We start from the raw sequence: 23898 nt of genomic DNA, 5'->3' as shown, positions 1-23898 counted from the left end.
AGCACCGTTATCAGCACGAAGATGGGGTAGAAAATAAAGTTACTCATTAGAAGGATGGCACGCGTTATACATGGTTTTTGCAGTCGCACTGTCCATCAATCTATCGAAGATAAAGCCTCCTCGCGTAGCTTGTTGATACCCTCTAACATAGTCCGTATTCACGTACCTAAACAAACGCCAAGCATCGGGTTTTAATACCATTCTACCTATACCGTAGGCTGACGAACTCAAGTCAATCATTCCATAGGCCACATCGGCTTCACAATTACCTTTTCCCAGCATTCCAGAAATAGCACGGTAGCCTGTTCTTACTGGTCCAACGGTATCGGTACGGTTCTCGAAAAGGTTGCGCCCGTTTTCATAGATATTATTAGCTCCGTTGAGCATCATGGGCGCTCCGGCAAAAAGGCAAAGCGTGCCCACGGAGGCGTAACAAATCCCAGCGCCTGCAGCAAACTGAAGCGCTCCCGAGATAGTGCTTGCTCCTCGTAAGGCAACGTCTCTTGCCTGACTGAGTAGACTGCTTTGCTCATCCTTTAGCTCTTTTAATCCTTGCTCAGCGCTTTTATTACCCTGAGAAACATCATTGACAATACTTTTTGCGTAGTAAGCAACTTCGCGGTTGAATTGCAAACGTAGAGTGCCGTCTTTGATGTGTCTGGCACCTAATGTACTGGCTTGGTTTCCTAGTTTTCTAGCGGCGTCACTGACCAGCCAGTAATCACAACTGCTGGGCGTGCAATTGTCATCTATTAGCCTCATTCGTTGTTTCCCCAAGTACTGTGTCCACTGGTCCCGGCAGAGTGGTGGGTCCAGGTGATTTCCCTATAACGAATGGCGACATGCTCTTGCGGTTCAGCGTCGTTCTGCAATAGGGCGTGGGGCACTTCAAGTGTCAGGTCGGCAATAACTCCACCACTGATCGAAACGGAGTAGAATTTTTCCTGCATGCCAAAAGACGATACTCGGTAAAAGCTGATAGTGCAGTTTACTTCCTCTCTGCTTGAGAGGGCTTGAGCGATGAGTGGGGAGGACTTATCAATGTTTTTGGTTACTATGATTGGGCTGTGTGTTGGTTTATTAATGTTCCCGATATTAACCATGTTGTGACTGTAAGACAGCACCATGATTTCGTCGGTATGTCCTGCCTGACACTTATTACCAATAGAGTCTTGGGTTGAACAACCTGCAGAAATGAGTCCTTGCGTCTTGCCGGTGATGGTCATGTAACCGTGGTTAGCCATACGTGACACTCCTTTTAGTCAGCCGAACAATCCTATTGCAGGGCGGAGCAGGTGTGTTGTAAGGCATTTCCGAAAATCTATGCGAAATATTCGAACTTGAATCCGACAGAGGCTCCGTAAAGAATCTGGCCTGGTAAGTCTATGGGCAGGTCGAGAAACCAGAGCGTCCGGGCTTATTCTGATTGTTGCTCGGACAAAACGACCCGCCTGCGAGCGGGTCGTTTTGTTGTGCCTGTTTTGTGGGGAGGCTTACAGCTGGTAGCTGAAACTCAGGGTGTAGCGCGGACGCCGGTTGTGGGTGTCCAGTGCTTCATCGGACATCGGCTTGGCCGCTTCGAGGGAGGTGTTGTAGTACTTGGCGTCGCCAAAGCGCAGGCCGACGGCGGCGGACGACAGGTCGTTACCCTTGACCGGCAGTTCGTTGAACCAGGTCCGCGAGCGATCCAGCACCACGTACGGCTGGAGGATTCGCAGCCAGCGGTCTTCGCGATTGAAGCTGTAGTTCACCTCGTAGGCCGCGCCCCAGCCCTTGTCGCCGGACGCCTGGTCGTCGGGGTAGCCACGGCCGAAGTTCTGCCCGCCGAACACCGCGCGCTCGCTGTCGGGCAGGTTGTCGCGGCTCCAGTACAGGGCCGCCGACAGCACCCCTTGCCAGTTGTCGAAGAACTTGTCGCTCTGCACGCCGGACAGGCGCACGCGGAAGAAGTCCAGGTCGTACAGGTTGTCGTTGGTCTTCGCGCCCAGGGCGTCCAGCCCCTGGTACACCCCGGCACTGAGAATCCTTAGTTGGCGTGCGTTGGCCTTGCGCCAGTCGCCCTCGAAGGCCAGGGCGCGAATGTCGGTTTTCAGTTCGACGCTCTGCGGATAACCGACCACTTGATAGCGGGTCTTGTCGTTGACCGCATACAGGCGCGAACCCAGGATCAGCAGCTCGTTGGGCGCGGCGATGACCGGGTGGCTCAAGCCTATGGAATAGCGGTCGTTCTCCCGATGGGGCTTGAGTTCGAGGCCGTTGTCGAGCCGCACATTGGTCCCCGGGTCGGCGCGGTAGCGCGTGCCGTACAGGCTCAGCTGGGTGCCTTCGTCATTGAGAAACTGGTTGTAGTCCAGGCGGTAGTAGCGCTCGTGATCGTCCCCCGGCGGGAACAGGCCGCTGAGGGTTACCTGCTCGCCCATGGAGGTCTGCGAGTTGCTGCTGACCGCCAGCAGCGCTTGCAGGCCATTGCGGTTGTCGTCGGTAGTGCTGAGGCTGCTGGTGAACGGTTTGCGGCTGGCCTGGGCAATCAGGTAGGCCGCGCCGTCAGTGGTTCCCGGTGGCGGCACCTGGGCTTGCAGGGTGACCCCGGGAATGCGGCTCATCAGGGTGGTGTAGTGCTCGAAGGTCTTGCGGGTCAGCGGCCGTTCGGCCTTGAGTTTTGCCACCAGTTTGTCGAGGTAGGCCGAGACCGGGCCGATATCGCCCTGTAGCTGATAGTCCTTGATGTAGCCCTCCACCAGGACCACGCGCACGGTGCCCTGGTCGAAGCTCTGTTGCGGCAGGAACGCATAGGACAACAGGTAGCCGTCCTGCTGGTAGCGGCGGGTGATTTCCCGGGTGGCTTCGATCAGTTGCCCCAGGGTGCTCTCATGGCCGATCAGCGGCTTGTAGATCTCTGCCAGCTCGCTCAGCGGATAGAGGGTGCCGCCCTCGATCTGCACGGTGCTGACGTTGACTGTGGTGCCCATCATCAGGGGCTGGGCCTGGGGTTCCGTGGGGGGCGCCAGTTTGGGCGCCGGGGTCGTGGGTCGGTAGGCGTCGGCCGGCAGGTTGGGTACCGGCAGATTGCGGATGGTTTCGTTGCTATTGAGAAAGCTGGGAAGGTTTTCGGCGTGGACGTATGAGCAAAGCGAGACTAACAGCAAGGGAGCCAAAGCGCGCATAGGACACTCCATGGTCAAGTCGCAGCAACGCGAGAGGTACTTCAATCGGCGGCGCTTGTCAGGGTCTTGGCCTTGATCAAGGACTGCAACCGTCATGCTCCAGGCAAGAAAAAGACGAGAGACTCAATCGAATCCCTCGTCTCCAACCAAGCGTAGGCGCTGTAGGTAGGGCCGTCGAATCGGCCAGGTGCAAAACGCTTATCGGGTGCCGCCCAGGGTTCCGGTCAAGCCACCGAGTACACCGCCCAGCACGCCCGTGGTCCCGCTGCCGCTGGCAGTGCCACCGTCGACCAGGGTCCCGACCGAGGTGACCGTGGCCCCCAGGGTGTTCACGGTCTGGCCCACGGCAGTCACCACAGGGTTAGGGGCGCTTGCCGTGATCGTGGTACCCGCACCGCTGACGGCGCCGCCTACCTGGGTGAGCAGACCGGCGATGGGGGTGCCGGTGCCGGTCGTGGCGCCTACTTGCTGGGTCAGGCCGGTGACGGTCGTGGTGACCGGGTTCAACGCTGCGCCGACCGTGGCGCCGACACCGGCCAGTGGCGCAGTGGCGCCGACATTGGCCACACCCGTGCCGCCCAGGGCTCCACCCACCGAGGCTACGACGTTGCCGACCGAGGCTGTGCTTACCCCTGTGGCGCTGACCAGGGTGTTGGTGTTGCCGGCATTCAAGCCGGTACCCAGGTTGACCACCGCACCGCCGACGGTTTCCAGCAGGCCGGCGCCGCCAATGGTTCCCCCGCCGGTGCTCGGGGCGGTCGTCAGGCTGCTGGTATTGCCGATAGTGGTGGCGACATTGTTCAGGGTGCCGCCCAGGGTATTGGTCAGCGTGTTGCCACTGCCCGTGGCGGTGACTTTGTCGCCCAGGCCATCGACGGTCGTTGCCACCTTGTCGATCAGGCCGCCGACCGGAGCGCTCAGGCCCGTGGAGCTGACCACCTTGCCGGTCAAGCCTTCTGCCAGGGTGACGACCGGCACCAGCAGGTTGTTGCCGACCTTGTCTGTCACTGTCCCCAGGGGGCCGCTACTGGTCACGGTGGTGAGGGTGTCGCCGAGCATGCTGACCTTGTCGCCGACGCCGTCGAGTACCGGCGCCACTTTGGTGACCACGCCGCCCACCAGGGGAATGCTGCTGGTACTGGTGGCCAGCTTGCCGCTGATGTCCGAGACGCCATCGCCGACGTCCGACACCACGTTGCCGACTATGGCCGTGGTCTTGCTCAAGGCCTGTGGATCGCTGCCCAGTTGGCCGAGGCCATTGGTCAGGCCATCGCCCACGGTATCGACCACATTGCCGGTGGTATTCACTGCGCTCTGCAGTACACCACCGACTACCGGAAGCGGGGTCAATGCGTTGCTGAGGTTACTGACGCCATCGCCGACACCGCTGATGGTGGTGCCGAGGTCGGACACCAGGGTCGAGGTGACCAACGGGGTAGTGGTGGGTGTTGTCGGGTCGGTCGGATCCGTTGGGTTGGTCGGGTCGGTGCCGCCACCTCCACCGGTACCGCCACCCGTGCCTCCGGTCCCGCCGGTGCCACCCGTCCCTGCCGTGCCGCCGCCGGTTCCACCTGTACCACCCGTACCGCCGCCGATCCCGCCTGTACCATCAGTTCCGCCATCGATTCCGCCGGTCCCGCCTGTGCCCGCGGTGCCGCCACCGGTGCCGCCGGCACCGCCCGAACCATCGCCGGAGCCGCCAGAGCCACTGTCGGTACCTGCCGCGCTGTCGGGCGAGGAGCTGCCGGAACTGCTCTTGTGGCCGCCACCGCCGCTGCTGCAACCGGTCAGGCCGAGGGCCAGGATCAGGGCCAGCGCTGTGCTTGTTTTCAACCAGACTTGAGTTTTCATGAGTGAGATTCCTTGCACCTGTTACAACGTTTTGTTGTCTTCGATAACTCTCCAGTTCTGTTGCTGGAGATGTTTTCGTCCGTAGTCGCTATAAAAGGTCCAAGTGCTTTTTTTCACCATTCTCAACTTGGTATTAACAACTTATATATCGGCTGTTTTTGCTCCCGCGGAGGGACTAATACCAAAGGTGTGGTAAACGAATATGTTTTTTAAAAGATCTTATTAATCAGTATGTTGTATTTTTTTAAGTGAAAGCTCTGAGGGCGCTTGAACGAAAGTTATATATATACAATTAATTGCCTGGCGACCCCGCCACGGATTTGGCGTCAACTTGCCTTATAATCCGCGGCCTGGCTTTTTTTCTGGAGAAACTTTATGCCTGCCCCTGTCTGGTGGCTGCTTTGCCTGCCGGTGATTGCCGGTGCTTTTTTACCCCTGCAAGCGGGAATCAACGGCCAATTGGCCAAGCAGGTTTCCAGCGTGCTGGCGGCGGCGCTGATCTCGTTTTTTGTCGGTACCGTGGCCTTGCTGGTCCTGGCCATGGCCCAGCGCGAAGTGCCCGGCCTGACGGCCTTGAAAAGCCTGACCTGGTGGCACTGGTGCGGCGGTCTGCTGGGGGCGTTTTTCATTGCCACCGCGGCCTTCGCCGGGCCACGGATCGGCGCGATGCTGTTCATGGCCCTGGTACTCGCCGGGCAGTTGGGCATGGCCATGGCGCTGGACCATTTCGGCTGGGCGGGGTTTCGCGAGGCACCCATCAGCCTGGGCAAGATTGCCGGGCTGGTGCTGATCCTGGTGGGAGTGTTCCTGATTCGTCGCGGTTGAGACGGGCTCAGGCCAGCGGCTGCCAGCGCCCGCTCATATGTTCCAGGTCGCCCGCGCCGGTCAGGCGCAGGTCACCGCTCGAGCCCGCGGCGCTTGCCAGCAGGCACACCTCGCTGGGCAGGCGCACCGGTTTTCTGAAGTCCACGGCGATCTCGATAGGAGCCGCCGGCAAATGTTTGCTCAATGCCGCCAGGGTCCGCGCTTTGTTCCACAGGCCGTGGGCGATGGCCTGGGGGAAACCGAACATTCGGGCGCTGATGGCGCTCAGGTGAATCGGATTGTAGTCGCCGGACACCCGGGCGTAACGCCGGCCGATGTCGGCGGGGGCTTGCCAGCGCGTCAGCTCGCTGAGGCTGGCCTCGGCCGACGGCTCTTCGGCCGGTGCTTCGCCCGGCAGTTGCACACCCCGACAGAGCATCCGGCTTTGTGCTTCCCACAGCGGTCCCAGGGCGTCGTCGACGTAGGTCAACAGATCGAAAACCGCGCCTTTGGCATGGGGCTGCACGTTGTCCGCACGCACCCCGATGCTCAAGTTGCCGACCCCACCCATGGGCCGTAGCACGCGAATGCGGTTGGCCAGATGGATCAGCCCCAGTAGCGGAAAGGGGAAGTCGCTGGCGGTCAGTAATTGCATCTGCAGGGCGAACGCCAGCACATGGGGATAGGTCGGCGGCAGCAGGCCGTTCTCGGTAAAGCCGCAGACCTGGCGATAGGCCGCAAGCTTCGCCGGCTGCACGCTCACCTGGCGGCGCAGGCCATACTCAGGCAGCTCGGTGCCGGTGATCTTGCGGCGGATCGCGGCCTTCCAGTACAGCTCGGGCAGGTTCGGCGGGGTATCCAGCTGATGCCATTGCAGGCTCATGTTCACGCTCCCAATACGCTTTGCCCACAGACTCGCAGCGCTTGCCCGCTGACCGCGCCACTGCCCGGCTGGGCGAGCCAGGCCACGGCTTCGGCGACGTCCTGCGGCAGGCCGCCTTGCCCCAGCGAACTCATGCGCCGCCCGGCCTCGCGCAGGGCGAACGGAATGTGCGCGGTCATCTGGGTTTCGATAAAGCCCGGGGCCACGGCGTTGATGCTGATGCCGCGCTCTTGCAACAGCGGGGCCCAGGACTGGGCCAGGCCGATCAGCCCGGCCTTGCTCGCCGCATAGTTGGTCTGCCCGCGGTTGCCGGCGATACCGCTGATGGACGCCAGCAGGATCAGCCGGCCATTGTCGTGCAGGGTGCCACTGTCCAGCAGCGCCTTGGTCAGTACCTGCGGCGCGTTGAGGTTGACCGCCAGCACCGCGTCCCAGAATTCCGGGGTCATGTTGGCCAGGGTCTTGTCGCGGGTGATGCCGGCGTTGTGCACCACGATGTCGATGCCGTCCGGCAACTGTTCCACCAGCCGGGTCGCGGCGTCCTCGGCGCAGATATCCAGGGTGATCGCGTGGCCGCCCAGGCGCGCGGCCAGGGCTTCGAGGTCGGTCTTGGCGGCGGGCACATCCAGCAGCACCACCTGGGCGCCATCCCGGGCCAGGGTCTCGGCGATCGAGGCGCCGATGCCGCGCGCCGCGCCGGTGACCAGTGCCCGCGCGCCGGCCAGCGGCCGGGTCCAGTCCTGGACCTGGGTCGCGCAGGGGTTCAGGCGGATCGCCTGGCCGGAGATGTAAGCGCTTTTCGGCGAGAGGAAGAAGCGCAGCGCGCCTTCCAGCTGGCTTTCGGCACCCTCGCCGACATAGAGCAATTGCAGGGTGGCGCCACCGCGCAGCTCCTTGGCCAGCGAACGGCTGAAGCCCTCCAGGGCGCGTTGGGCGCTGGCGGCGAACGGATCGCCGAGGGTTTCCGGGGCGCGGCCGAGAATCACCAGGTGCGCGCTGGGTTCGAGGTTCTTCATCAGCGGCTGGAAAAATTCGCGCAGTTGCTTGAGCGGGTCGGTCTGCAGGAGGTCGCTGGCGTCGAACACCACGGCCTTGAGCTTGGGGCCGTGGCCGGGAATCCAGGCCGTGGCGAGGGTCGGATCGGTGCCGTAGCTGTAGATGCTCTCGGTCAGCCGCGGGGCGATGGCGCCGACCTGCTGGGTCAGCGGGCCGCCGCCGATCAGCAGCGCACCCTCGACCGGACGCATGCGGCCGGCCTGCCAGCGCTCCAGACGCACCGGCGACGGCAGGCCAAGGGCCCCGACCAGGCGGTGGCCGATGGACGAGTTGGCGAAGTCGATGTAACGATCTGACATGGAACACGCTCCAGGAACCGGGGTTCAAAGTGTGGACCACGAAGGGCCTTTGGTCGTTCGATCCATGAGATACAACCTACGCTTGTCGGTTGTGCCACTCACAGAATAGGGAGCTTTTCATGACTCAGCTGCGTCGTGTTGCGATTATCGGCGGCAACCGCATCCCCTTTGCCCGTTCCAACGGGCCTTACGCCACCGCGAGCAACCAGGCCATGCTGACCGCGGCCCTGGAAGGCCTGATCGAACGCTACCGCCTGCACGGCCTGCGCATGGGCGAAGTGGCCGCTGGCGCGGTGCTCAAGCATTCCCGGGATTTCAACCTGACCCGCGAATGCGTGCTCGGCTCACGGCTGTCGCCGACCACCCCGGCCTACGATATCCAGCAAGCCTGCGGCACCGGCCTGGAAGCGGCGTTGCTGGTGGCCAACAAGATCGCCCTAGGGCAGATCGAATGCGGCATCGCCGGCGGCGTCGATACCACCTCGGACGCGCCGATCGGGGTCAACGAGGGGCTGCGCAAGATCCTGCTGCAAGCCAACCGCGGCAAGACCCTGGGTGACAAGCTCAAGAGCTTCCTGCAACTGCGCCCCCGGCACCTTAAGCCGGAACTGCCGCGCAATGGCGAACCGCGGACCGGCTTGTCCATGGGCCAGCACTGCGAGCGGATGGCGCAAACCTGGAACATTCTCCGCGACGAGCAGGATCAGTTGGCGCTGGAGAGCCATCAGAAAATGGCCGCCGCCTATGTCGAGGGTTGGCACGACGACCTGATGACCCCCTTCCTCGGCCTGACCCGCGACAACAACCTGCGCCCGGACCTGACCCTGGAAAAGCTGGCGTCGTTGAAGCCGGTGTTCGAGCGCGGCGACAAAGCCACCCTGACCGCGGGCAACTCCACGCCGTTGACCGATGGCGCGTCCCTGGTGCTGTTGGGCAGTGAGGAATGGGCGAAGGAACGTGGCTTGCCGATCCTCGCCTATCTGCGCGACGGCGAAGCGGCGGCGGTGGATTTCGTCCACGGCGCGGAAGGGCTGCTGATGGCGCCGGTCTACGCGGTGCCGCGCTTGCTGGCCCGCAATGGCCTGACACTGCAGGACTTCGATTACTACGAAATCCATGAGGCCTTCGCCGCGCAGGTGCTGTGCACGCTCAAGGCCTGGGAGGACGCGGACTACTGCAAGACCCGCCTGGGGCTGGACGCGCCCTTGGGCTCCATCGACCGCAGCCGGCTGAATGTCAAAGGCAGTTCGCTGGCCGCCGGGCATCCGTTCGCCGCCACCGGCGGGCGCATTGTCGCCAACCTGGCGAAGCTGCTGGAAGTGGCGGGGCAGGGGCGTGGCCTGATTTCGATCTGCGCCGCCGGAGGCCAGGGCGTGACGGCGATTGTCGAGCGTTGAGGGGCCAGGTGTTTGCGCAGTGGCGGCCCCTGTAGGAGCGAGCTTGCTCGCGATCGAGCGCGAAGCACTCGTCAGCTTCTGTCACCTATACCCCGGCCTTTAGTAACGGGCAGCCGCCGAGCACTGGGCTATGATCCTGGTCGGTCGAGCCTGTCGACATGACGGGTTGACCTGGCACATTGAGTGCATCGGCACTGTCGTAGGTCGGTAACCTCTCCCCGTGGTGCGAGGATTGCCGTATAACGAGTGACATTCGCGTGTTTGGTAATAAAGGACCCCTGATAAAAGCTGATGAAGACTCCAAAACGCATTGAACCCCTGATCGAGGACGGTCTGGTCGACGAGGTGCTGCGCCCACTCATGAGTGGTAAAGAAGCAGCTGTTTATGTGGTGCGCTGCGGCAACGAATTACGTTGCGCCAAGGTTTACAAGGAGGCGAACAAACGAAGTTTTCGTCAGGCGGCCGAGTATCAGGAAGGCCGCAAGGTGCGCAACAGCCGTCAGGCTCGCGCGATGGCCAAGGGGTCCAAGTTCGGGCGCAAGGAGACCGAGGACGCCTGGCAGAACGCCGAAGTGGCGGCGCTGTTCCGCCTGGCCAACGCCGGCGTGCGGGTGCCCAAGCCGTTCGACTTCCTCGAAGGCGTGCTGCTGATGGAGCTGGTGGCGGATGAATACGGCGATGCCGCGCCACGCCTGAACGACGTGGTGCTGGAGCCGGATCAGGCCCGCGAATATCACGCCTTCCTGATTTCCCAGATCGTGCTGATGCTGTGTACCGGCCTGGTGCACGGTGACCTGTCCGAGTTCAACGTGCTGTTGACCCCCGACGGCCCGGTGATCATCGACCTGCCCCAGGCGGTGGATGCGGCGGGCAACAACCACGCCTTCAGCATGCTGGAGCGGGATGTCGGCAACATGGCGTCCTACTTCGGGCGTTTCGCCCCGGAGCTCAAGCGCACCCGCTACGCCAAGGAGATGTGGGCCCTGTACGAAGCCGGCACCCTGCACCCGGCCAGCGTGTTGACCGGCGAGTTCGACGATCCGGAAGAACTGGCGGATGTCGGCGGCGTGCTGCGGGAGATCGAGGCGGCGCGCCTGGACGAGGAACGGCGCCAGGCCATGCGCATGGCCGACGACGCGCCACCGGCCAAGTCCGAGGAACCACCGCCTCCGCCCTGGATGCAGTGATTCCCGAATACAAAAAATCCGGCAATAGCCGGATTTTTTGTACCCGTGAATCACGTAGCCGCTGCCGATAGGCTGCTATCGACTGCGAAGCAGGCGCTGCTCTTGAAACCGCCAGAAAAGCCTTCGGCCCTTATCGCAGCCTGCGGCAACGGCTACAGGTCATAGGGGCGTGCAGCACCCGCCCGAAGCCAGGTCCTTGAGAATCGGGCAATCCGGGCGATGGTCGCCGTGGCAGTGCTGCACCAGGTCCTGCAGGGTGTCGCGCAACCCGGCCAGCTCGGCGATTTTCCGGTTGAGCTCGTCGATGTGCTGGCGGGCCAGGGCTTTGACATCGGCGCTGGCGCGCTGGCGGTCCTGCCACAGGGTCAGCAGCTTGCCCACTTCCTCCAGGGAAAACCCCAGGTCCCGCGAGCGCTTGATAAAGGCCAGGCTGTGCAGGTCGTCGTCACCGTACAGGCGGTAGCCGCTGTCGCTGCGATGGGCCGGCCGGAGCAGGCCGATGGACTCGTAGTAGCGGATCATCTTGGCGCTCAGGCCGCTTTTGCGGGCTGCTTGGCCGATGTTCATCGAGCGTCCTCCAGGTCTTTGGGTTTCCAGGTTTTCAACAGTAGCGCATTGCTCACCACGCTGACGCTGGACAGCGCCATGGCCGCCCCGGCCAGCACCGGGTTGAGCAGGCCGAACGCCGCCAGCGGAATGCCGATCAGGTTGTAGACGAAGGCCCAGAACAGGTTCTGGCGGATCTTCGCGTAGGTCTTGCGGCTGATCTCCAGGGCCGCCGGCACCAGGCGCGGGTCGCCGCGCATCAGGGTGATCCCCGCCGCGTGCATCGCCACATCGGTTCCCCCGCCCATGGCGATGCCGATATCGGCGGCGGCCAGGGCCGGGGCGTCGTTGATGCCGTCGCCGACCATTGCCACCACGCCGGTCTTTTTCAGTTCGGCGACGGTGGCGGCCTTGTCGGCGGGCAGCACTTCGGCGTGCACGTCAGTAATACCCAGGGCCTCGGCGACCACCTTGGCGCTGCCGCGGTTGTCGCCGGTCAGCAGGTGGCTGCCGATATGGCGCGCGCTCAGTTGCTGCACCGCTTGCAGGGCGCCGGGCTTGAGGGTGTCGCCAAAGGCGAACAGGCCCAGTACACGTGGTTGTGGCTGTTGTTCGATCAGCCAGGACAGGGTGCGGCCTTCGGTTTCCCAAGCCTGGGCCGAGGCCGCCAGGTCGCCGGCCTGCAGGCCGCTTTCTTCCAGCAGGCGTCGGTTGCCCAGGGCCAGTTGGCGGCCGTCCAGGGTGCCGGCAATGCCGCGGCCGGTCAGGGACTGGCTGGCGCTGACGTCGGCCACCGCCAGCTGGCGTTCGGCGCACAGGTCGAGAACCGCCTTGGCCAGCGGGTGTTCGCTGCCGCGTTGCAGGGCGCCAGCCAATTGCAGCAGGTGGTCTTCGTTGCCATCGACCGCATCCAGGTGGGCGATGCGTGGCGTGCCGGAGGTCAGGGTGCCGGTCTTGTCGAAGACCACCGTGCTGACTTCATGGGCGCGCTCCAGGGCTTCGGCGTCCTTGATCAGGATTCCGTGGCGGGCGGCGACGCCGGTGCCGGCCATGATCGCGGTCGGCGTGGCCAGCCCCAGCGCGCAGGGACAGGCGATGACCAGCACCGCGACCGCATTGATCAGCGCGGTTTCCAGCGGCGCGCCATACAGCCACCAGCCGATCAGCGTCGCCAGGGCCAGCACCAGCACCGCCGGCACGAATACCTGGCTGACCCGGTCCACCAGTTTCTGGATCGGTGCCTTGCCGGCCTGGGCGTCTTCCACCAGGCGGATGATGCGCGCCAGCACGGTTTCCGCGCCGAGGGCCAGGGTCCGCACCAGCAGCCGGCCTTCGCCGTTGATGGCGCCGCCGGTGACCGGGTCGCCAGGTTGTTTCGGTACCGGCAGGCTTTCACCGCTGATCAGGGCTTCGTCGGCATGGCTCTGGCCTTCGACCACTTCGCCGTCCACCGGGAAGCGCTCGCCGGGCTTGACCAGCACCAGGTCGTTCAGGCGCAGGGCGCTGATCGCCACTTCCTGCTCACGGCCATCGATGACCTGGATCGCCCGTTCCGGGCGCAAGGCTTCGAGGGCGCGGATGGCGCTGGCGGTCTGGCGTTTGGCGCGGCTTTCCAGGTACTTGCCCAGCAGCACCAGGGCGATGACCACGGCCGAGGCCTCGAAGTACAGATGCGGCATGCCGCCGGCGGGGGTGATGGCCCATTGGTAGAGGCTCAAGCCGTAACCGGCGCTGGTGCCCAGGGCCACCAGCAGGTCCATGTTGCCGGCGCCGGCGCGCACGGCTTTCCAGGCGGCGACATAAAAACGCGCACCGAAGATGAATTGCACCGGCGTGGCCAGGACGAACTGCGCCCAGGCCGGCAGCATCCAGTGCAGGCCAAAGGGTTGCACCACCATGGGCAGTACCAGCGGCAGGGCCAGCAGGATCGCCAGCACCAGGGACCAGCGTTCGCGCCGCAGGCGTTGTTCCTGATCGTCGCGCTCGGGGTGTTCGGCCTGCCACAGGGTGGCGGAGTAGCCCGCCTTGCTGACGGCGGCGATCAAGTCGGCGCTATCGACCTGGCCCAGCAGATCGATATGCGCGCGTTCGTTGGCCAGGTTGACGCTGACCCGGGTGACCCCGGCCACCTTGGCCAGCGCGCGTTCCACACGGCCGACGCAGGAGGCGCAGGTCATGCCGCCGATGTTCAGTTCCAGGCTGTGGGCCGGCACGCTGTAGCCGGCATCCTGCACCGCGGCCATCAGCGCCGGCAGGCTGTCGCTGGGCGCCTGGACACGGGCCTGTTCGGTGGCGAGGTTGACGCTGACGGCCGCGGCGCCCGCGACCTTGCTCAAGGCGCGTTCCACGCGCCCGGCGCAGCTGGCGCAGGTCATGCCGGCAATCGGCAGGTCAAAGGTGGTTGATTCGGACATCACTGACACTCCCTGTAAACGGTGGTCTACAGGATCAACCTTGCCATGCTGGCAAGGTCAAGCGCCATGGTGCGGGGTGCTTCAATCTGTCTCGGGGGTAGCGCCTGGATCGTCGCCCGTGCCGGTTCCGGGGAGGGACAGGGCGCAGGCGACGACCCGGGGCCTCAGTATCCCAGGCCGGTGCGCTGGAGGTGCAGGCCCGACGGGCTCATGGCGATGCGGAACTTCAGTACGTCGCCGGCCTTGAGGCTGATGTCCTGGGAGCTTGGCGCCAGCATGCCCGGGTTGCAGCCCGGCATCTGCCCCGGCAGCAGTTTCAGGCGCAGCGAGACTTTGCCCGGCGGCAGGTTGAAGGACGTGGCTTGTTCCTGGAACAGCCGGCCCGCCAACTGATCCTCGATGTACAGGCCGATTTCGCAGGAGGTGGCGACTTCCAGGCGTTCCCGGGAAATGATCAGGACGCCGTAGTCCTCACCAGCGGCGTTGACCGAAGGGGATGCCGCGATCAGGCCGAGGAGGCTGAACAGGCTGATAACCGACCAGCGCATGGCTGAATCTCCTAGTGTCGTGTCGTAGAGGGATGAAGCTTGGCCGAGCGCGTCGCCGATTGCCAGCCCGGCAGATGCATCCGGAACTTGACCTTGCCATGATGGCAAGGTCGAGACTGGCGACAACCCTCACTACAGGAGAAGCGTCATGCAAGTGTTCAATGTCGAAGGTATGTCCTGCGGTCACTGCGTCCGGGCCATCACCCAGGCGGTGCAGAGCAAGGATCCGGCGGCCAGCGTCAAGGTCGATCTCGGGGCCCGGGAAGTGGGCGTGGAAAGCCGCTTGTCCGCCGACGAGGTGATCAGCCTGATCAGCGAAGAAGGCTATGCGGTCAAGCTGGCGTGAGCGGATTTAGCCGGTCTTTTTAATAGTTAGCGACCTATCGGAATGTTCAAGGCCTCCAAGCGCGGATAAACTGTCGGGCTGCCGACCGACCCGCACCTGGATGCCTGATGAACTTTCGCACAATCCTGATTCTCGGCGCCCTGAGCGCCTTCGGTCCTCTGGCCATCGACTTCTATCTGCCGGCGTTCCCGGCGATGGCGCTGGCCTTTGGCACCGATGAAAAACACGTTCAGCTGACCCTGGCGGCCTACTTCCTCGGCCTCTCCATCGGCCAGCTCGCCTACGGCCCGGTGGCCGACCGCTTTGGCCGGCGCATCCCGTTGCTGGCCGGGGTGGGGCTGTTCACCCTGGCGTCCCTGGCCTGTGCCTACGCGCCGAACCTGGAATGGCTGATCGGCGCGCGGTTCGTCCAGGCCTTGGGCGGCTGCGCGGGCATGGTGATTTCCCGGGCGGTGGTCAGCGACAAGTGCGACGCGGTGGGTTCGGCCAAGGTGTTTTCCCAACTGATGCTGGTCATGGGCCTGGCGCCGATCCTGGCGCCGATGCTCGGCGGCCTGCTGGTGAATCTCTACGGCTGGCAGTCGATCTTCATCATGCTGACTCTGTTCAGTGCCCTGGCCGGCCTGGCGGTAGCCCTGGGCTTGCCGGAAAGCCTGCCGGCCCATGTGCCGCGCCAGCCGTTGTCCGGCGCTTTGCGCCAGTACGGTCGGCTGCTGGCTGACCGGGTGTTCCTCGGCCATGCCCTGACCGGGGGCATCGCCATCGCCGGGATGTTCGCCTACATCGCCGGTTCGCCTTTCGTTTTCATCAAACTCTACGGTGTGCCGGCCGAGCATTTCGGCTGGTTCTTCGGGATCAACACCGGCGGCTTCATCCTGGTGGCGCAGATCAATGCGCGGTTGCTGGCCAAGCGTGGCCCGGCGTTCCTGCTGGCACGCACGGTGTGGATCTACCTGTTGGGTGGCCTGGCCTTGCTCGCCGTCAGTTCGCTGCACCCGGCACAACTCTGGCCGCTGCTGGCACCGCTGTTCATTTGTATCGCCAGCCTGGGCTGCATCCTTCCCAATGCCTCGGCCTGCGCCATGAACGGTCAGGGCGCGCGGGCCGGCAGTGCCTCGGCGATGCTCGGCTGTCTGCAGTTCAGCGTGGCGGCCGGCGCCGCGGCGTTGGTGGGCGTGTTGCACGATGGCAGCGCCGTGCCGATGGCAACGGTCATCAGCCTGTGTGGGATTCTGGTGGTGACGCTGGCGATGGTCACCCGCAAATTGCAGAACGCCAGGGCACTGCAAGCCGCCCAGCTGTAATCAGCCGGCGGCGCGTTGTTGGCTTTCGGGGAAGCGGTGGGGGGCTTGCAGACGCGTTTCCAGCGTATTGGCGAAGGCTCGGGCTTCGGCCTCGCTGCGGAAGGTCACCGCATGCTGGTCGAGTTGAACCTGCCATTGGGTGCCTTTGGATTTTGCCAATTCTTTTATCAGGATCTTCATTGCTGACCTCCTAGCGTAAAAGACTGCATTGCAAAGGCCCCCAGTGTAGACCCGAATACGGTCACAAGTATGACAAGGATCAACTCTCGGACTGACGGCATCCTGCCCCTTTCCGGAGCCGGCAGGACGCCGTCCGCTCCCCGCCTCAGAAGCCTTCGAGCACGATCTTGCCCTTGGCCTTGCCGCTTTCCAGCAGCGCATGGGCGCGCCGCAGGTTGGCCGCGTTGATCGTGCCGAAGTGCTCGCCGAGGGTGGTCTTCAAGGTGCCGGCGTCGATCAACTCGGCGACGCGATTGAGCAGCTTGTGCTGCTCCTGCATGTCCGCGGTTTCGAACAGCGAGCGGGTGTACATGAACTCCCAGTGCAGCGACAGGCTCTTGCGCTTGAGCTTGGTCACGTCGAGGGTTTGCGGATCGTCGATCAGCGCCAGCCGGCCCTGGGGCGCGAGGGCCTCGACCAACTCGTCCAGGTGCGCTTCGGTCTGGGTCAGGCTGGCGACATGGGTGACGCTGGCCTGGCCGGCTTTTTTCAGTTCCTGGCTCAACGGCTGGCTGTGGTCGATCACCAGGTCGGCGCCCAGTTCGCGCACCCAGCCCTGGGTTTCGGCGCGCGAGGCGCTGCCGATGACCTTGAGCCCGGTGAGCTGGCTGGCCAGTTGGGTGAGGATCGAACCGACGCCGCCGGCCGCGCCGACGATCAACAGGCTCTGCTGCCGATCGGCCTGGCCTTCGGCGATCTGCAGGCGTTCGAACAGCAGTTCCCAGGCGGTGATCGCGGTCAGCGGCAGGGCGGCGGCTTCGGCGAAGCCCAGGCTCTTGGGCATATGGCCGACGATGCGTTCGTCGACCACGTGCAGCTCGCTGTTGCCACCGGCGCGGGCGATCGAGCCGGCGTAGAACACCTTGTCACCGGCCTTGAACAGGCTGACGTCGCTGCCCACCGCCTTGACCACCCCGGCCACGTCCCAGCCCAGCACCTTGGCGGCGCCACCTTCAGGCTGGACGTTCTGGCGGACCTTGGTGTCCACCGGGTTGACCGAGATGGCTTTGACTTCCACCAGCAGGTCGCGGGGGCCGGCGAGCGGTTCCGGCAGTTCGATGTCTTGCAGGGACAGGGGATCGTCGATCGGCAGGGAGGCGTAGTAGGCGATAGCTTTCATGGTGGGTTTTCCTGATGAAGATGAAGGTTGGGTCAGAGGAGCAGCAGGCGCTTGAGCTCGAAGTGCTCGATCGCCTCGCGGGTCTGGCTGAGAAAATGCTGGAAGTGCGGTGTGGCGTTGTGAAACTCCAGGGCTGCCTCGTCATCCCAGCGTTCCAGTACATAGAAGGTGCCTGGGGCCTCGGCGTCCTGGTGCAGGTTGTAGTACTGGCAGCCGGCTTCTTCACGGCTCGGTTGCACCAGGGCGCTGAGTTCGCGCTTGAGCACGGCCTGCTGGCCGCTCTTGGCGACCAGAGTGGCGATGGCGGTAAAGGCTTGCGACATAGGGAGTTCCTTCAAAGGCTGGTGTGACGAGCTGATATGACGGTAGGCCGATCATTGGTCATTTCCCCGGAAGATAAAACCGGCTAAAACAGCAGTCTCTTTCAATATTTTTTTGATAATGCCCGGTGAGCCAGATGCTGCGATTCGATGACCTGCAATTGTTCGTGCGCGCCGCGGACCTCGGCAGCCTGTCCGCCGCGGCGCGGGTCATGGACCTGTCGGCGGCGGTGGCCAGCGCGGCCCTCAAGCGTATCGAGCAGCAGCTCGGCGCCCGGCTGCTGGCGCGTTCGACCCGCAGCCTGCGCCTGACCGCCGAGGGCGAAGGGTTTCTCGAATACGCTCGCGCGGCCCTGAGCAACCTGGAGGAAGGCCGGCGCCTGCTGGCCAGCGGGCAGGATCAGGTCAGCGGCGTTCTCCAGCTGTCCGCGCCCTCGGATTTCGGCCGCAATCTGTTGCTGCCCTGGCTCGACCAGTTCCAGCTGGAGCACCCCAAGCTCACGCTGCGCCTGCTGCTGGGCGACCGTATCGCCGACCTGTTTCGCCAGCCGGTGGACATCGCCCTGCGTTACGGCGAACCGGAAGACTCCAGCCTGGTGGCCTTGCCTGTCGCGCCGCAGAACCGCCGGGTGCTGGTGGCCGCCCCCGAGTACCTGGCCCGCCACGGCGAGCCGCGTCAGCTGGAGCAATTGGCCCAGCACAATTGCCTGCTCTACATGCTCGGCAGCCGGGTGCATGACCATTGGAGTTTTCACGACGGCAAGCGCGAGGTCGGCCTGACGGTCAGCGGCGATCGTTTCAGCGACGACGCCGATGTGGTGCGCCTGTGGGCGGTGGCGGGGCGGGGTATCGCCTACAAGTCCTGGCTCGACGTGGCGGCCGATGTGCTGGCCGGGCGTCTCAAGGTGCTGCTGCCGGAGCTGCGCTGCGAATGGGCACCGCTGAACCTGTTGTGCGCCCATCGGGCGCAACTGAGCAAACCGGTGAAGCTGCTGCGGGACATGTTGCAGGCGCGCTGCGCTGAAGTTTCCACGCATTACCCCAAGCCCACCCACGCCGATCACTGACCCTGGCCGGCGGCGTCGTTGCCGGGTGCGGGCAGGTCGCATCCAGCACTGAGCGGCGGCGTCGATCTTGCACACTCGATTGCAGACCATTCAATCGGGGGGACGGGGCATGGCAAGTCAGGGATACAGTGCGGCGGAGCGTCTGGAACGCTTGCCCATCAGCGGTTATCACCGGGTCATTTTCATCATCATCGCCCTGGCGTTTTTCTTCGACTCCATGGACCTGGCGATGATGACGTTCCTGCTCGGCTCGATCAAAGCCGAGTTCGGCCTGAGCACGGCCCAGGCCGGCCTGCTGGCCAGTTCGAGTTTCTTCGGCATGGTGGTCGGCGCGTCGCTGTCGGGCATGCTCGCCGACCGCTTCGGGCGCAAGCCGGTGTTCCAGTGGAGCATCGTGCTCTGGGGCATCGCCAGTTACCTGTGCTCCACGGCGCAGACGGTGGACAGCCTGACCCTGTTCCGGGTGCTGCTGGGGATCGGCATGGGCATGGAGTTTCCCATCGCCCAGTCGATGCTCTCGGAGATGATCCCGGCCAAGCGGCGCGGGCGCTATATCGCCTTGATGGACGGCTTCTGGCCGCTGGGTTTTGTCGCGGCGGGCGTGCTTTCGTACTTCCTGCTGCCGCTGATCGGCTGGCGCGACATCTTCCTGGTCCTGGCGATCCCGGCGGTGTTCGTGCTGGCGATCCGTTTCTTCATCCCCGAGTCGCCGCGCTGGCTGGAGCAGGCCGGGCGGCACGCCGATGCCGACCAGGTGCTGCGGCGGATCGAGGATAAGGTCCGCGCCTCGCTGCAGCGTGCGGACCTGCCCGAGCCGGTGCGCCTGCCGCGGGTGGAGAGCGTGCCGGGGCACTTCTTCTCGGCCTTGCGCGAGATCTGGTCACCGCTCTACCGCCAGCGCACGATGATGATCTGGAGTGTGTGGTTCTTTGCCCTGCTGGGTTTTTATGGCCTGACCTCGTGGCTCAGTGCCTTGTTGCAGCAGTCGGGTTTCGCCGTGACCCAGTCGGTGTACTACACGGTGCTGATTTCCCTCGGCGGGATTCCCGGCTTTCTCATGGCCGCCTGGCTGGTGGAGCGCTGGGGGCGCAAGCCGGTGTGCGTGATCACCTTGCTGGGCGGTGGGGTCATGGCGTTCTTCTACGGGCAGAGCGCGGTGTTCGGCGGCAACGTGGCGCTGCTGATCGGCTCCGGCCTGTTGATGCAGTTCTTCCTGTTCGGCATGTGGGCGGTGCTCTACACCTACACGCCTGAGTTGTATCCCACCTCGGCGCGGGCTACTGGCTCCGGGTTCGCCTCGGCGGTGGGGCGCATCGGGTCGCTGCTCGGTCCTTTGGTGACCGGCGTGGTGTTCCCGATGACCGGGCAGGGTGGGGTGTTCGCCCTGGGCGCGCTGTGTTTCGCGGTCGCCGCGGCGGTGGTCTGGCTGTTCGGGATGGAGACCCGGGGCAAGACGCTGGAGGAGTTGAGCGAAGTCGGCGTTTGATCTGTAGCCGCTGCCGCAGGCTGCGATAAGGTTCGAAGAACCTTCCGAGGCCCTCAAGAGCGGTGCCCGTTTCGCGGTCGATCGCAGCCTGCGGCAGCGGCTACATAGTGCGGTCGCGGCGTGGTCGGGTGGTTCGGGATGGAGACGCGGGGCAAGAGGCTGGAGGAGTTGAGCGAAGTCGGCGTTTGATCTGTAGCCGCTGCCGCAGGCTGCGATAAGGTTCGAAGAACCTTTCGAGGCCCTCAAGAGCGGCGCCCGCTTCGCGGTCGAGCGCAGCCTTCGGCAGCGGCTACATAGTGCGGTCGCGGCGTGGTCGGGTGGTTCGGCAGCGGCTACAGGGGTATCGCGGGCAGGTTGCCCGCGATGGCGGTTTACGGCTTGACCAGCCGCGCATCCAGGCTGTTCTGCGCCAGGCGTTTGGCCTGGTCCTGGGTCATGCCCAGGTGGGTGTACAGGGCGTGGAAGTTCTCGGTGACGTAGCCGCCGAAGTAGGCCGGGTCATCGGAGTTCACCGTGACCTTCACTCCACGTTCGAGCATCTCGAGGATGTTGTGCTGCGACATGTGATCGAACACGCAGAGCTTGGTGTTCGACAGCGGGCAGACGGTCAGCGGGATCTGCTCGTCGATGATGCGCTGCATCAGTCGCTCGTCCTCGAAGGCGCGCACGCCGTGGTCGATGCGCTGGATCTTCAGCAGGTCGAGGGCTTCCCAGATGTACTCGGGCGGGCCTTCCTCACCGGCGTGGGCGACAGTGAGGAAACCTTCGCTGCGGGCCCGATCGAACACCCGCTGGAACTTGCTCGGCGGGTGCCCCATTTCCGAACTGTCCAGGCCAACCGCGACAAAGGCTTCGCGGAACGGCAGTGCCTGGTCGAGGGTTTTCTGCGCTTGGTCTTCGCTCAGGTGGCGCAGGAAGCTGAGGATCAGGCCGCTGGTGATGCCCAGTTGCTGCTCGCCATCCTTGAGCGCGCTGGCGATGCCGTTGAGCACCACTTCGAAAGGAATGCCGCGATCGGTGTGGGTCTGCGGATCGAAGAAGGGTTCGGTGTGGATGACGTTCTGCTCTTTGCAGCGCAGCAGGTAGGCCCAGGTCAGGTCATAGAAATCCTGGGAGGTGCGCAGTACGTCCGCGCCCTGGTAGTACAGGTCGAGGAACTCTTGCAGGTTGTTGAAGGCATAAGCCTTGCGCAGGGTTTCCACATCGCTCCAGGGCAGGGCGATCTTGTTGCGTTCGGCCAGGGCGAACAGCAGCTCGGGCTCCAGGGATCCTTCGAGGTGCAGGTGCAGTTCGGCCTTGGGCAAGGCGTTCAACCAGTCGTACATGGGGGTGATCTCATCAGGTGCAGTCGAGCGCTGCGTGAACGTATTGCGCTCCATCATCCTGCGGCGAAAAGCCCACCGCAAGGTTCGATGACAGGCGCCGGCCCCGGGTTTCCCCAGGGCTGCGCGGGCGCGTCAGGTTCCAATCGCGCCCATAAGGGCAGGCATTCTACAGGCGCACGCGGACGATTCGGCAAAACCTGACCCGCCGGGCGATCAGGACGCTTGCGGTTCCCGGCGATAGGCATAGGTATCGGCGAACCGCGACAAGAGGAATTCGGCGCAGGTGGTGACCGGGTACTTCGGCGGATGCCCGGCATCCTGGCAGCCGGGCAGGCATTCGATGCGGGTATCCGGATGGGGTTCGGCGAAGAACGGCATCGAATAGCGGTCCACCCCCAGCGGGCTGATCACCCGGTGCGGCGTCGACCGGTAACGGTCGTTGCTCCAGCGCGCCATCATGTCGCCGAGGTTGACCACGAAGGTGCCCTCGATGGGCGGTGCGTCGATCCACTGGCCCTGGACATTGCGCACCTGCAGGCCGCCGGCGCTGTCCTGGTAGAGCAGGGTGATGCAGCCGTAGTCGGTGTGGGCGCCGGCGCCTTGCTGTTCGTCGCTGCTGGCGGTGTGCCGCGGCGGGTAATGGATCAGGCGCAAGACGCTGACCGGCTCCTTGAAGCGGCGGTCGAAAAAATCGCGCTCGATGCCCAGGGCCAGGGTCATGGCCCGCAACAGGGTCTGGGCCAGGGCCTGCATGTCCAGGTAGTGCTGCTCCATCAGGGTTTCCCAGCCGGCGATATCCGGGTGCCGGTTGCTGCCGCGCAACGGTTTTTCCGCGAGCACCTCGGGATGGTCGGCCGGCAGGTGCAGGCCCATGTCGAAGGTTTCCTTGAGGTCGCTTGGCTTGTCCGGGTCCAGTTGCTCGGTGGCGATTGCGCCATAGCCGCGATGGTGGCGGGTCTGGGTGATATCGATCTTGAGTTTCTCGGCGGCCGGCAGAGCGAAGAAATGCCGGGCGGCGTCGAGCAACTGGCCGATGCGCCCGGAGGTGATCGGGTGGCCCTTGATATAGAAGAACCCCCACTCGCGGCAGGCACGGTCGATCTGCTGGGCGACGCTGTTCCAGCCGTGGGCGTCGCCGCCGTAGAGCGGGCTGATGTCGATGATTGGCAGCTGGTTCATATAAATGCTCTCAAGGTACCCATTGCCCTGTAGCCGCTGCCGCAGGCTGCGATCGATCTGGGCGGCACTCCGACGAAGGGGGCGTGCTCTGGAGATCGAGCAAAGGACCTTCGGACCTTAGCGCAGCCTGCGGCAGCGGCTACAGGATTCGATGGGTCATTTCGGAATGTCGGCCTTCATGCCTTCCACGTAATAGTTCATCGACGCGAGCTCTGCATTGCTGGCGCTGACCCCGGCGGCGAGTTTTTCCACGCCGGCCTGATCCTTGATCGGTCCGGTGAACGGGTGGAAGGCGCCGCTCTTGATGTCGGCGATGATCTGCTCGGCCTCACGCTTGACGTCGGCCGGCACCAGGTCGCTGATCGGCAGTTCGACCGTGCCTTCCTTCAGGCCGCCCCAGTAGTCCTGGGATTTCCAACTGTGGTCGAGCACGCTCTGGGTGGCCTGGATATAGTGCGGGCCCCAGTTATTGACGATGGAGGTCAGCACCGCTTTCGGGCCGAAGTGGGCCATGTCCGAGGCGTAGCCCACGGCGTACACGCCACGGCGCTCGGCGGCCTGGATCGGCGCCGGGCTGTCGGTGTGCTGGAAGATCACGTCGGCGCCCTGGTCGATCAGAGCGTTGGCGGCGTCGGCTTCCTTGCCCGGGTCGAACCAGGAGTTGACCCACACCACCTTGATCTCGGTGCCCGGGTTGTATTTGTTCAGGGCCAGCTGGATGGCATTGATGTCGCGGATCACTTCCGGGATCGGGAAGGAGGCGATGTAGCCGACCTTCTTGCTCTTGGTCATCTTCGCCGCGAGGAAACCGCCGACGTAGCGACCTTCATAGGTGCGGGCCAGGTAGGTGCCGAGGTTCTTGTCCTGCTTGTAGCCGGTGGCGTGTTCGAAGGTGGTTTTGGGAAACTGCTTGGCGACTTTCAGGGTCGGGTTCATGTAGCCGAAGGAGGTGGTGAAAATCAGGTCGTACTTATCCTTGGCCATGTTACGGATCACCCGCTCGGCGTCGGCGCCTTCGGCGACGTTCTCCACGTAGTTGGTCTTGATCTGCTCACCGAACTTCTCCACCAGCGCCTTGCGCCCCTGTTCATGCTGATAGGTCCAGCCGTGGTCGCCGATCGGGCCGATATAGACGAAGCCGACCTTCAACGGATCGGCGGCGCTGGCGCCCAGCGAGACGCTCAGGCCGATGGCCGCGGTGAGGGCGCACAGCAGTTTTTGCAACGGACGTTTATGCATGAATCCGGACTCCATTTTGTTGTGGGGCGTGGCTGGGCTCTAAGGCTTGAATGGCTCAATGCAAATAGCTGACCAACAGGACAACAAAATCTCCGGGACCAGGGTGAAGCCTTCGCGGGCAAGCCTCGCGCCTGCAGAGGCTG

General features: G+C 64.0%; 22 protein-coding genes. 7 read left to right on the top strand and 15 right to left on the bottom strand.

The window, feature by feature from the left end; translation table 11 throughout:
* Positions 1-39: 39 nt before the first annotated feature.
* From CRO75_RS25770 to CRO75_RS25755, 4 genes are all read right to left on the bottom strand, one after another.
* Positions 40-762 (bottom strand): DUF4225 domain-containing protein, encoded by a 723-nt coding sequence (locus tag CRO75_RS25770; RefSeq protein ID WP_239990640.1) that lies wholly within the window; start codon positions 760-762, stop codon positions 40-42.
* Entirely contained in the window at positions 759-1244 is a 486-nt protein-coding gene (locus CRO75_RS25765) for an Hcp family type VI secretion system effector (RefSeq protein WP_092422435.1), read from the bottom strand. Before CRO75_RS25765 ends, CRO75_RS25770 begins: the two co-directional genes overlap by 4 nt.
* A 249-nt stretch (positions 1245-1493) precedes the next feature.
* The gene (locus CRO75_RS25760) at positions 1494-3164 is read right to left on the bottom strand and encodes a POTRA domain-containing protein (protein WP_097139087.1); all 1671 of its coding nucleotides are present in this window, start codon (positions 3162-3164) and stop codon (positions 1494-1496) included.
* 198 nt (positions 3165-3362) lie between these two features.
* Entirely contained in the window at positions 3363-5015 is a 1653-nt protein-coding gene (locus CRO75_RS25755) for a collagen-like triple helix repeat-containing protein (protein WP_097139085.1), read from the bottom strand.
* A 375-nt stretch (positions 5016-5390) separates the two neighbouring features.
* On the opposite strand from CRO75_RS25755, the gene CRO75_RS25750 reads away from it, so the two are divergent.
* Positions 5391-5840: a DMT family transporter gene (locus CRO75_RS25750; protein WP_097139083.1), complete on the top strand. Its 450-nt coding sequence runs from the start codon at positions 5391-5393 to the stop codon at positions 5838-5840.
* Positions 5841-5847: 7 nt separating this feature from the next.
* Here the strand turns inward: CRO75_RS25750 and CRO75_RS25745 are convergent, their stop codons facing one another.
* Positions 5848-6702, bottom strand: a complete 855-nt coding sequence (locus CRO75_RS25745) for a MaoC/PaaZ C-terminal domain-containing protein (protein ID WP_097139080.1) — start codon at positions 6700-6702, stop codon at positions 5848-5850.
* A 2-nt stretch (positions 6703-6704) separates the two neighbouring features.
* Positions 6705-8057 (bottom strand): 3-oxoacyl-ACP reductase, encoded by a 1353-nt coding sequence (locus tag CRO75_RS25740; protein WP_097139079.1) that lies wholly within the window; start codon positions 8055-8057, stop codon positions 6705-6707.
* Between the two features lie 119 nt (positions 8058-8176).
* Between CRO75_RS25740 and CRO75_RS25735 the strand changes: the two genes are divergently transcribed.
* Together CRO75_RS25735 and CRO75_RS25730 are read left to right on the top strand one after the other, a co-directional pair.
* The gene (locus CRO75_RS25735; protein ID WP_097139077.1) at positions 8177-9454 is read left to right on the top strand and encodes an acetyl-CoA C-acetyltransferase; all 1278 of its coding nucleotides are present in this window, start codon (positions 8177-8179) and stop codon (positions 9452-9454) included.
* 291 nt (positions 9455-9745) lie between these two features.
* Positions 9746-10642, top strand: coding sequence for a PA4780 family RIO1-like protein kinase (locus tag CRO75_RS25730; RefSeq protein WP_007928734.1), 897 nt, complete (start codon positions 9746-9748; stop codon positions 10640-10642).
* A 159-nt stretch (positions 10643-10801) separates the two neighbouring features.
* On the opposite strand, the gene cueR is transcribed toward CRO75_RS25730, so the two are convergent.
* From cueR to CRO75_RS25715, 3 genes are all read right to left on the bottom strand, one after another.
* Positions 10802-11209 (bottom strand): Cu(I)-responsive transcriptional regulator, encoded by a 408-nt coding sequence (cueR, locus tag CRO75_RS25725; RefSeq protein ID WP_097139075.1) that lies wholly within the window; start codon positions 11207-11209, stop codon positions 10802-10804.
* Entirely contained in the window at positions 11206-13602 is a 2397-nt protein-coding gene (locus CRO75_RS25720; RefSeq protein ID WP_097139073.1) for a heavy metal translocating P-type ATPase, read from the bottom strand. Before CRO75_RS25720 ends, cueR begins: the two co-directional genes overlap by 4 nt.
* A 164-nt stretch (positions 13603-13766) precedes the next feature.
* The gene (locus CRO75_RS25715) at positions 13767-14150 is read right to left on the bottom strand and encodes a hypothetical protein (RefSeq protein ID WP_009042014.1); all 384 of its coding nucleotides are present in this window, start codon (positions 14148-14150) and stop codon (positions 13767-13769) included.
* 148 nt (positions 14151-14298) lie between these two features.
* Between CRO75_RS25715 and CRO75_RS25710 the strand changes: the two genes are divergently transcribed.
* Together CRO75_RS25710 and CRO75_RS25705 are read left to right on the top strand one after the other, a co-directional pair.
* Positions 14299-14496 carry a cation transporter gene (locus CRO75_RS25710; protein ID WP_007923288.1) on the top strand — a complete coding sequence of 66 codons (198 nt, stop codon included), beginning with the start codon at positions 14299-14301 and terminating at the stop codon, positions 14494-14496.
* 107 nt (positions 14497-14603) lie between these two features.
* Entirely contained in the window at positions 14604-15800 is a 1197-nt protein-coding gene (locus CRO75_RS25705) for a multidrug effflux MFS transporter (protein ID WP_097139071.1), read from the top strand.
* Here CRO75_RS25705 and CRO75_RS25700 read toward each other — a convergent pair whose 3' ends face one another.
* From CRO75_RS25700 to CRO75_RS25690, 3 genes are all read right to left on the bottom strand, one after another.
* Positions 15801-15980, bottom strand: a complete 180-nt coding sequence (locus CRO75_RS25700) for a hypothetical protein (RefSeq protein ID WP_007923286.1) — start codon at positions 15978-15980, stop codon at positions 15801-15803.
* Between the two features lie 145 nt (positions 15981-16125).
* Positions 16126-17139: a zinc-binding alcohol dehydrogenase family protein gene (locus tag CRO75_RS25695; RefSeq protein WP_092422451.1), complete on the bottom strand. Its 1014-nt coding sequence runs from the start codon at positions 17137-17139 to the stop codon at positions 16126-16128.
* Between the two features lie 32 nt (positions 17140-17171).
* A complete protein-coding gene (locus tag CRO75_RS25690) occupies positions 17172-17462 on the bottom strand; it encodes a putative quinol monooxygenase (protein WP_009042017.1) in 291 nt (96 codons plus the stop codon).
* 134 nt (positions 17463-17596) lie between these two features.
* On the opposite strand from CRO75_RS25690, the gene CRO75_RS25685 reads away from it, so the two are divergent.
* Both CRO75_RS25685 and CRO75_RS25680 read left to right on the top strand, forming a co-directional pair.
* Positions 17597-18526 carry a LysR substrate-binding domain-containing protein gene (locus tag CRO75_RS25685; RefSeq protein ID WP_097139126.1) on the top strand — a complete coding sequence of 310 codons (930 nt, stop codon included), beginning with the start codon at positions 17597-17599 and terminating at the stop codon, positions 18524-18526.
* A gap of 109 nt (positions 18527-18635) precedes the next feature.
* Positions 18636-20012: an MFS transporter gene (locus CRO75_RS25680; protein ID WP_097139069.1), complete on the top strand. Its 1377-nt coding sequence runs from the start codon at positions 18636-18638 to the stop codon at positions 20010-20012.
* 371 nt (positions 20013-20383) lie between these two features.
* Here CRO75_RS25680 and CRO75_RS25675 read toward each other — a convergent pair whose 3' ends face one another.
* From CRO75_RS25675 to CRO75_RS25665, 3 genes are all read right to left on the bottom strand, one after another.
* The gene (locus CRO75_RS25675) at positions 20384-21337 is read right to left on the bottom strand and encodes an adenosine deaminase (RefSeq protein ID WP_097139068.1); all 954 of its coding nucleotides are present in this window, start codon (positions 21335-21337) and stop codon (positions 20384-20386) included.
* A gap of 213 nt (positions 21338-21550) precedes the next feature.
* Positions 21551-22516 (bottom strand): 2-oxoglutarate and iron-dependent oxygenase domain-containing protein, encoded by a 966-nt coding sequence (locus CRO75_RS25670; protein WP_097139065.1) that lies wholly within the window; start codon positions 22514-22516, stop codon positions 21551-21553.
* A gap of 156 nt (positions 22517-22672) precedes the next feature.
* Positions 22673-23755, bottom strand: coding sequence for a BMP family ABC transporter substrate-binding protein (locus CRO75_RS25665; RefSeq protein WP_097139063.1), 1083 nt, complete (start codon positions 23753-23755; stop codon positions 22673-22675).
* Positions 23756-23898: the final 143 nt, after the last annotated feature.

The organism is Pseudomonas sp. LAMO17WK12:I10 (assembly GCF_900215185.1).
GTDB lineage: Bacteria > Pseudomonadota > Gammaproteobacteria > Pseudomonadales > Pseudomonadaceae > Aquipseudomonas > Aquipseudomonas chlororaphis.
Note: the sequence above shows the minus strand (reverse complement) of the source record. Positions and strands in the feature narration are given on the sequence as shown.

Bases quoted from the DNA above. Each gene is read 5' to 3' on its own strand.
- CRO75_RS25770 (WP_239990640.1), bottom strand. From the start codon at position 762: ATGAGGCTAATAGATGACAATTGCACGCCCAGCAGTTGTGATTACTGG.
- CRO75_RS25765 (WP_092422435.1), bottom strand. From the start codon at position 1,244: ATGGCTAACCACGGTTACATGACCATCACCGGCAAGACGCAAGGACTC.
- CRO75_RS25760 (WP_097139087.1), bottom strand. From the start codon at position 3,164: ATGCGCGCTTTGGCTCCCTTGCTGTTAGTCTCGCTTTGCTCATACGTC.
- CRO75_RS25755 (WP_097139085.1), bottom strand. From the start codon at position 5,015: ATGAAAACTCAAGTCTGGTTGAAAACAAGCACAGCGCTGGCCCTGATC.
- CRO75_RS25750 (WP_097139083.1), top strand. From the start codon at position 5,391: ATGCCTGCCCCTGTCTGGTGGCTGCTTTGCCTGCCGGTGATTGCCGGT.
- CRO75_RS25745 (WP_097139080.1), bottom strand. From the start codon at position 6,702: ATGAGCCTGCAATGGCATCAGCTGGATACCCCGCCGAACCTGCCCGAG.
- CRO75_RS25740 (WP_097139079.1), bottom strand. From the start codon at position 8,057: ATGTCAGATCGTTACATCGACTTCGCCAACTCGTCCATCGGCCACCGC.
- CRO75_RS25735 (WP_097139077.1), top strand. From the start codon at position 8,177: ATGACTCAGCTGCGTCGTGTTGCGATTATCGGCGGCAACCGCATCCCC.
- CRO75_RS25730 (WP_007928734.1), top strand. From the start codon at position 9,746: ATGAAGACTCCAAAACGCATTGAACCCCTGATCGAGGACGGTCTGGTC.
- cueR (WP_097139075.1), bottom strand. From the start codon at position 11,209: ATGAACATCGGCCAAGCAGCCCGCAAAAGCGGCCTGAGCGCCAAGATG.
- CRO75_RS25720 (WP_097139073.1), bottom strand. From the start codon at position 13,602: ATGTCCGAATCAACCACCTTTGACCTGCCGATTGCCGGCATGACCTGC.
- CRO75_RS25715 (WP_009042014.1), bottom strand. From the start codon at position 14,150: ATGCGCTGGTCGGTTATCAGCCTGTTCAGCCTCCTCGGCCTGATCGCG.
- CRO75_RS25710 (WP_007923288.1), top strand. From the start codon at position 14,299: ATGCAAGTGTTCAATGTCGAAGGTATGTCCTGCGGTCACTGCGTCCGG.
- CRO75_RS25705 (WP_097139071.1), top strand. From the start codon at position 14,604: ATGAACTTTCGCACAATCCTGATTCTCGGCGCCCTGAGCGCCTTCGGT.
- CRO75_RS25700 (WP_007923286.1), bottom strand. From the start codon at position 15,980: ATGAAGATCCTGATAAAAGAATTGGCAAAATCCAAAGGCACCCAATGG.
- CRO75_RS25695 (WP_092422451.1), bottom strand. From the start codon at position 17,139: ATGAAAGCTATCGCCTACTACGCCTCCCTGCCGATCGACGATCCCCTG.
- CRO75_RS25690 (WP_009042017.1), bottom strand. From the start codon at position 17,462: ATGTCGCAAGCCTTTACCGCCATCGCCACTCTGGTCGCCAAGAGCGGC.
- CRO75_RS25685 (WP_097139126.1), top strand. From the start codon at position 17,597: ATGCTGCGATTCGATGACCTGCAATTGTTCGTGCGCGCCGCGGACCTC.
- CRO75_RS25680 (WP_097139069.1), top strand. From the start codon at position 18,636: ATGGCAAGTCAGGGATACAGTGCGGCGGAGCGTCTGGAACGCTTGCCC.
- CRO75_RS25675 (WP_097139068.1), bottom strand. From the start codon at position 21,337: ATGTACGACTGGTTGAACGCCTTGCCCAAGGCCGAACTGCACCTGCAC.
- CRO75_RS25670 (WP_097139065.1), bottom strand. From the start codon at position 22,516: ATGAACCAGCTGCCAATCATCGACATCAGCCCGCTCTACGGCGGCGAC.
- CRO75_RS25665 (WP_097139063.1), bottom strand. From the start codon at position 23,755: ATGCATAAACGTCCGTTGCAAAAACTGCTGTGCGCCCTCACCGCGGCC.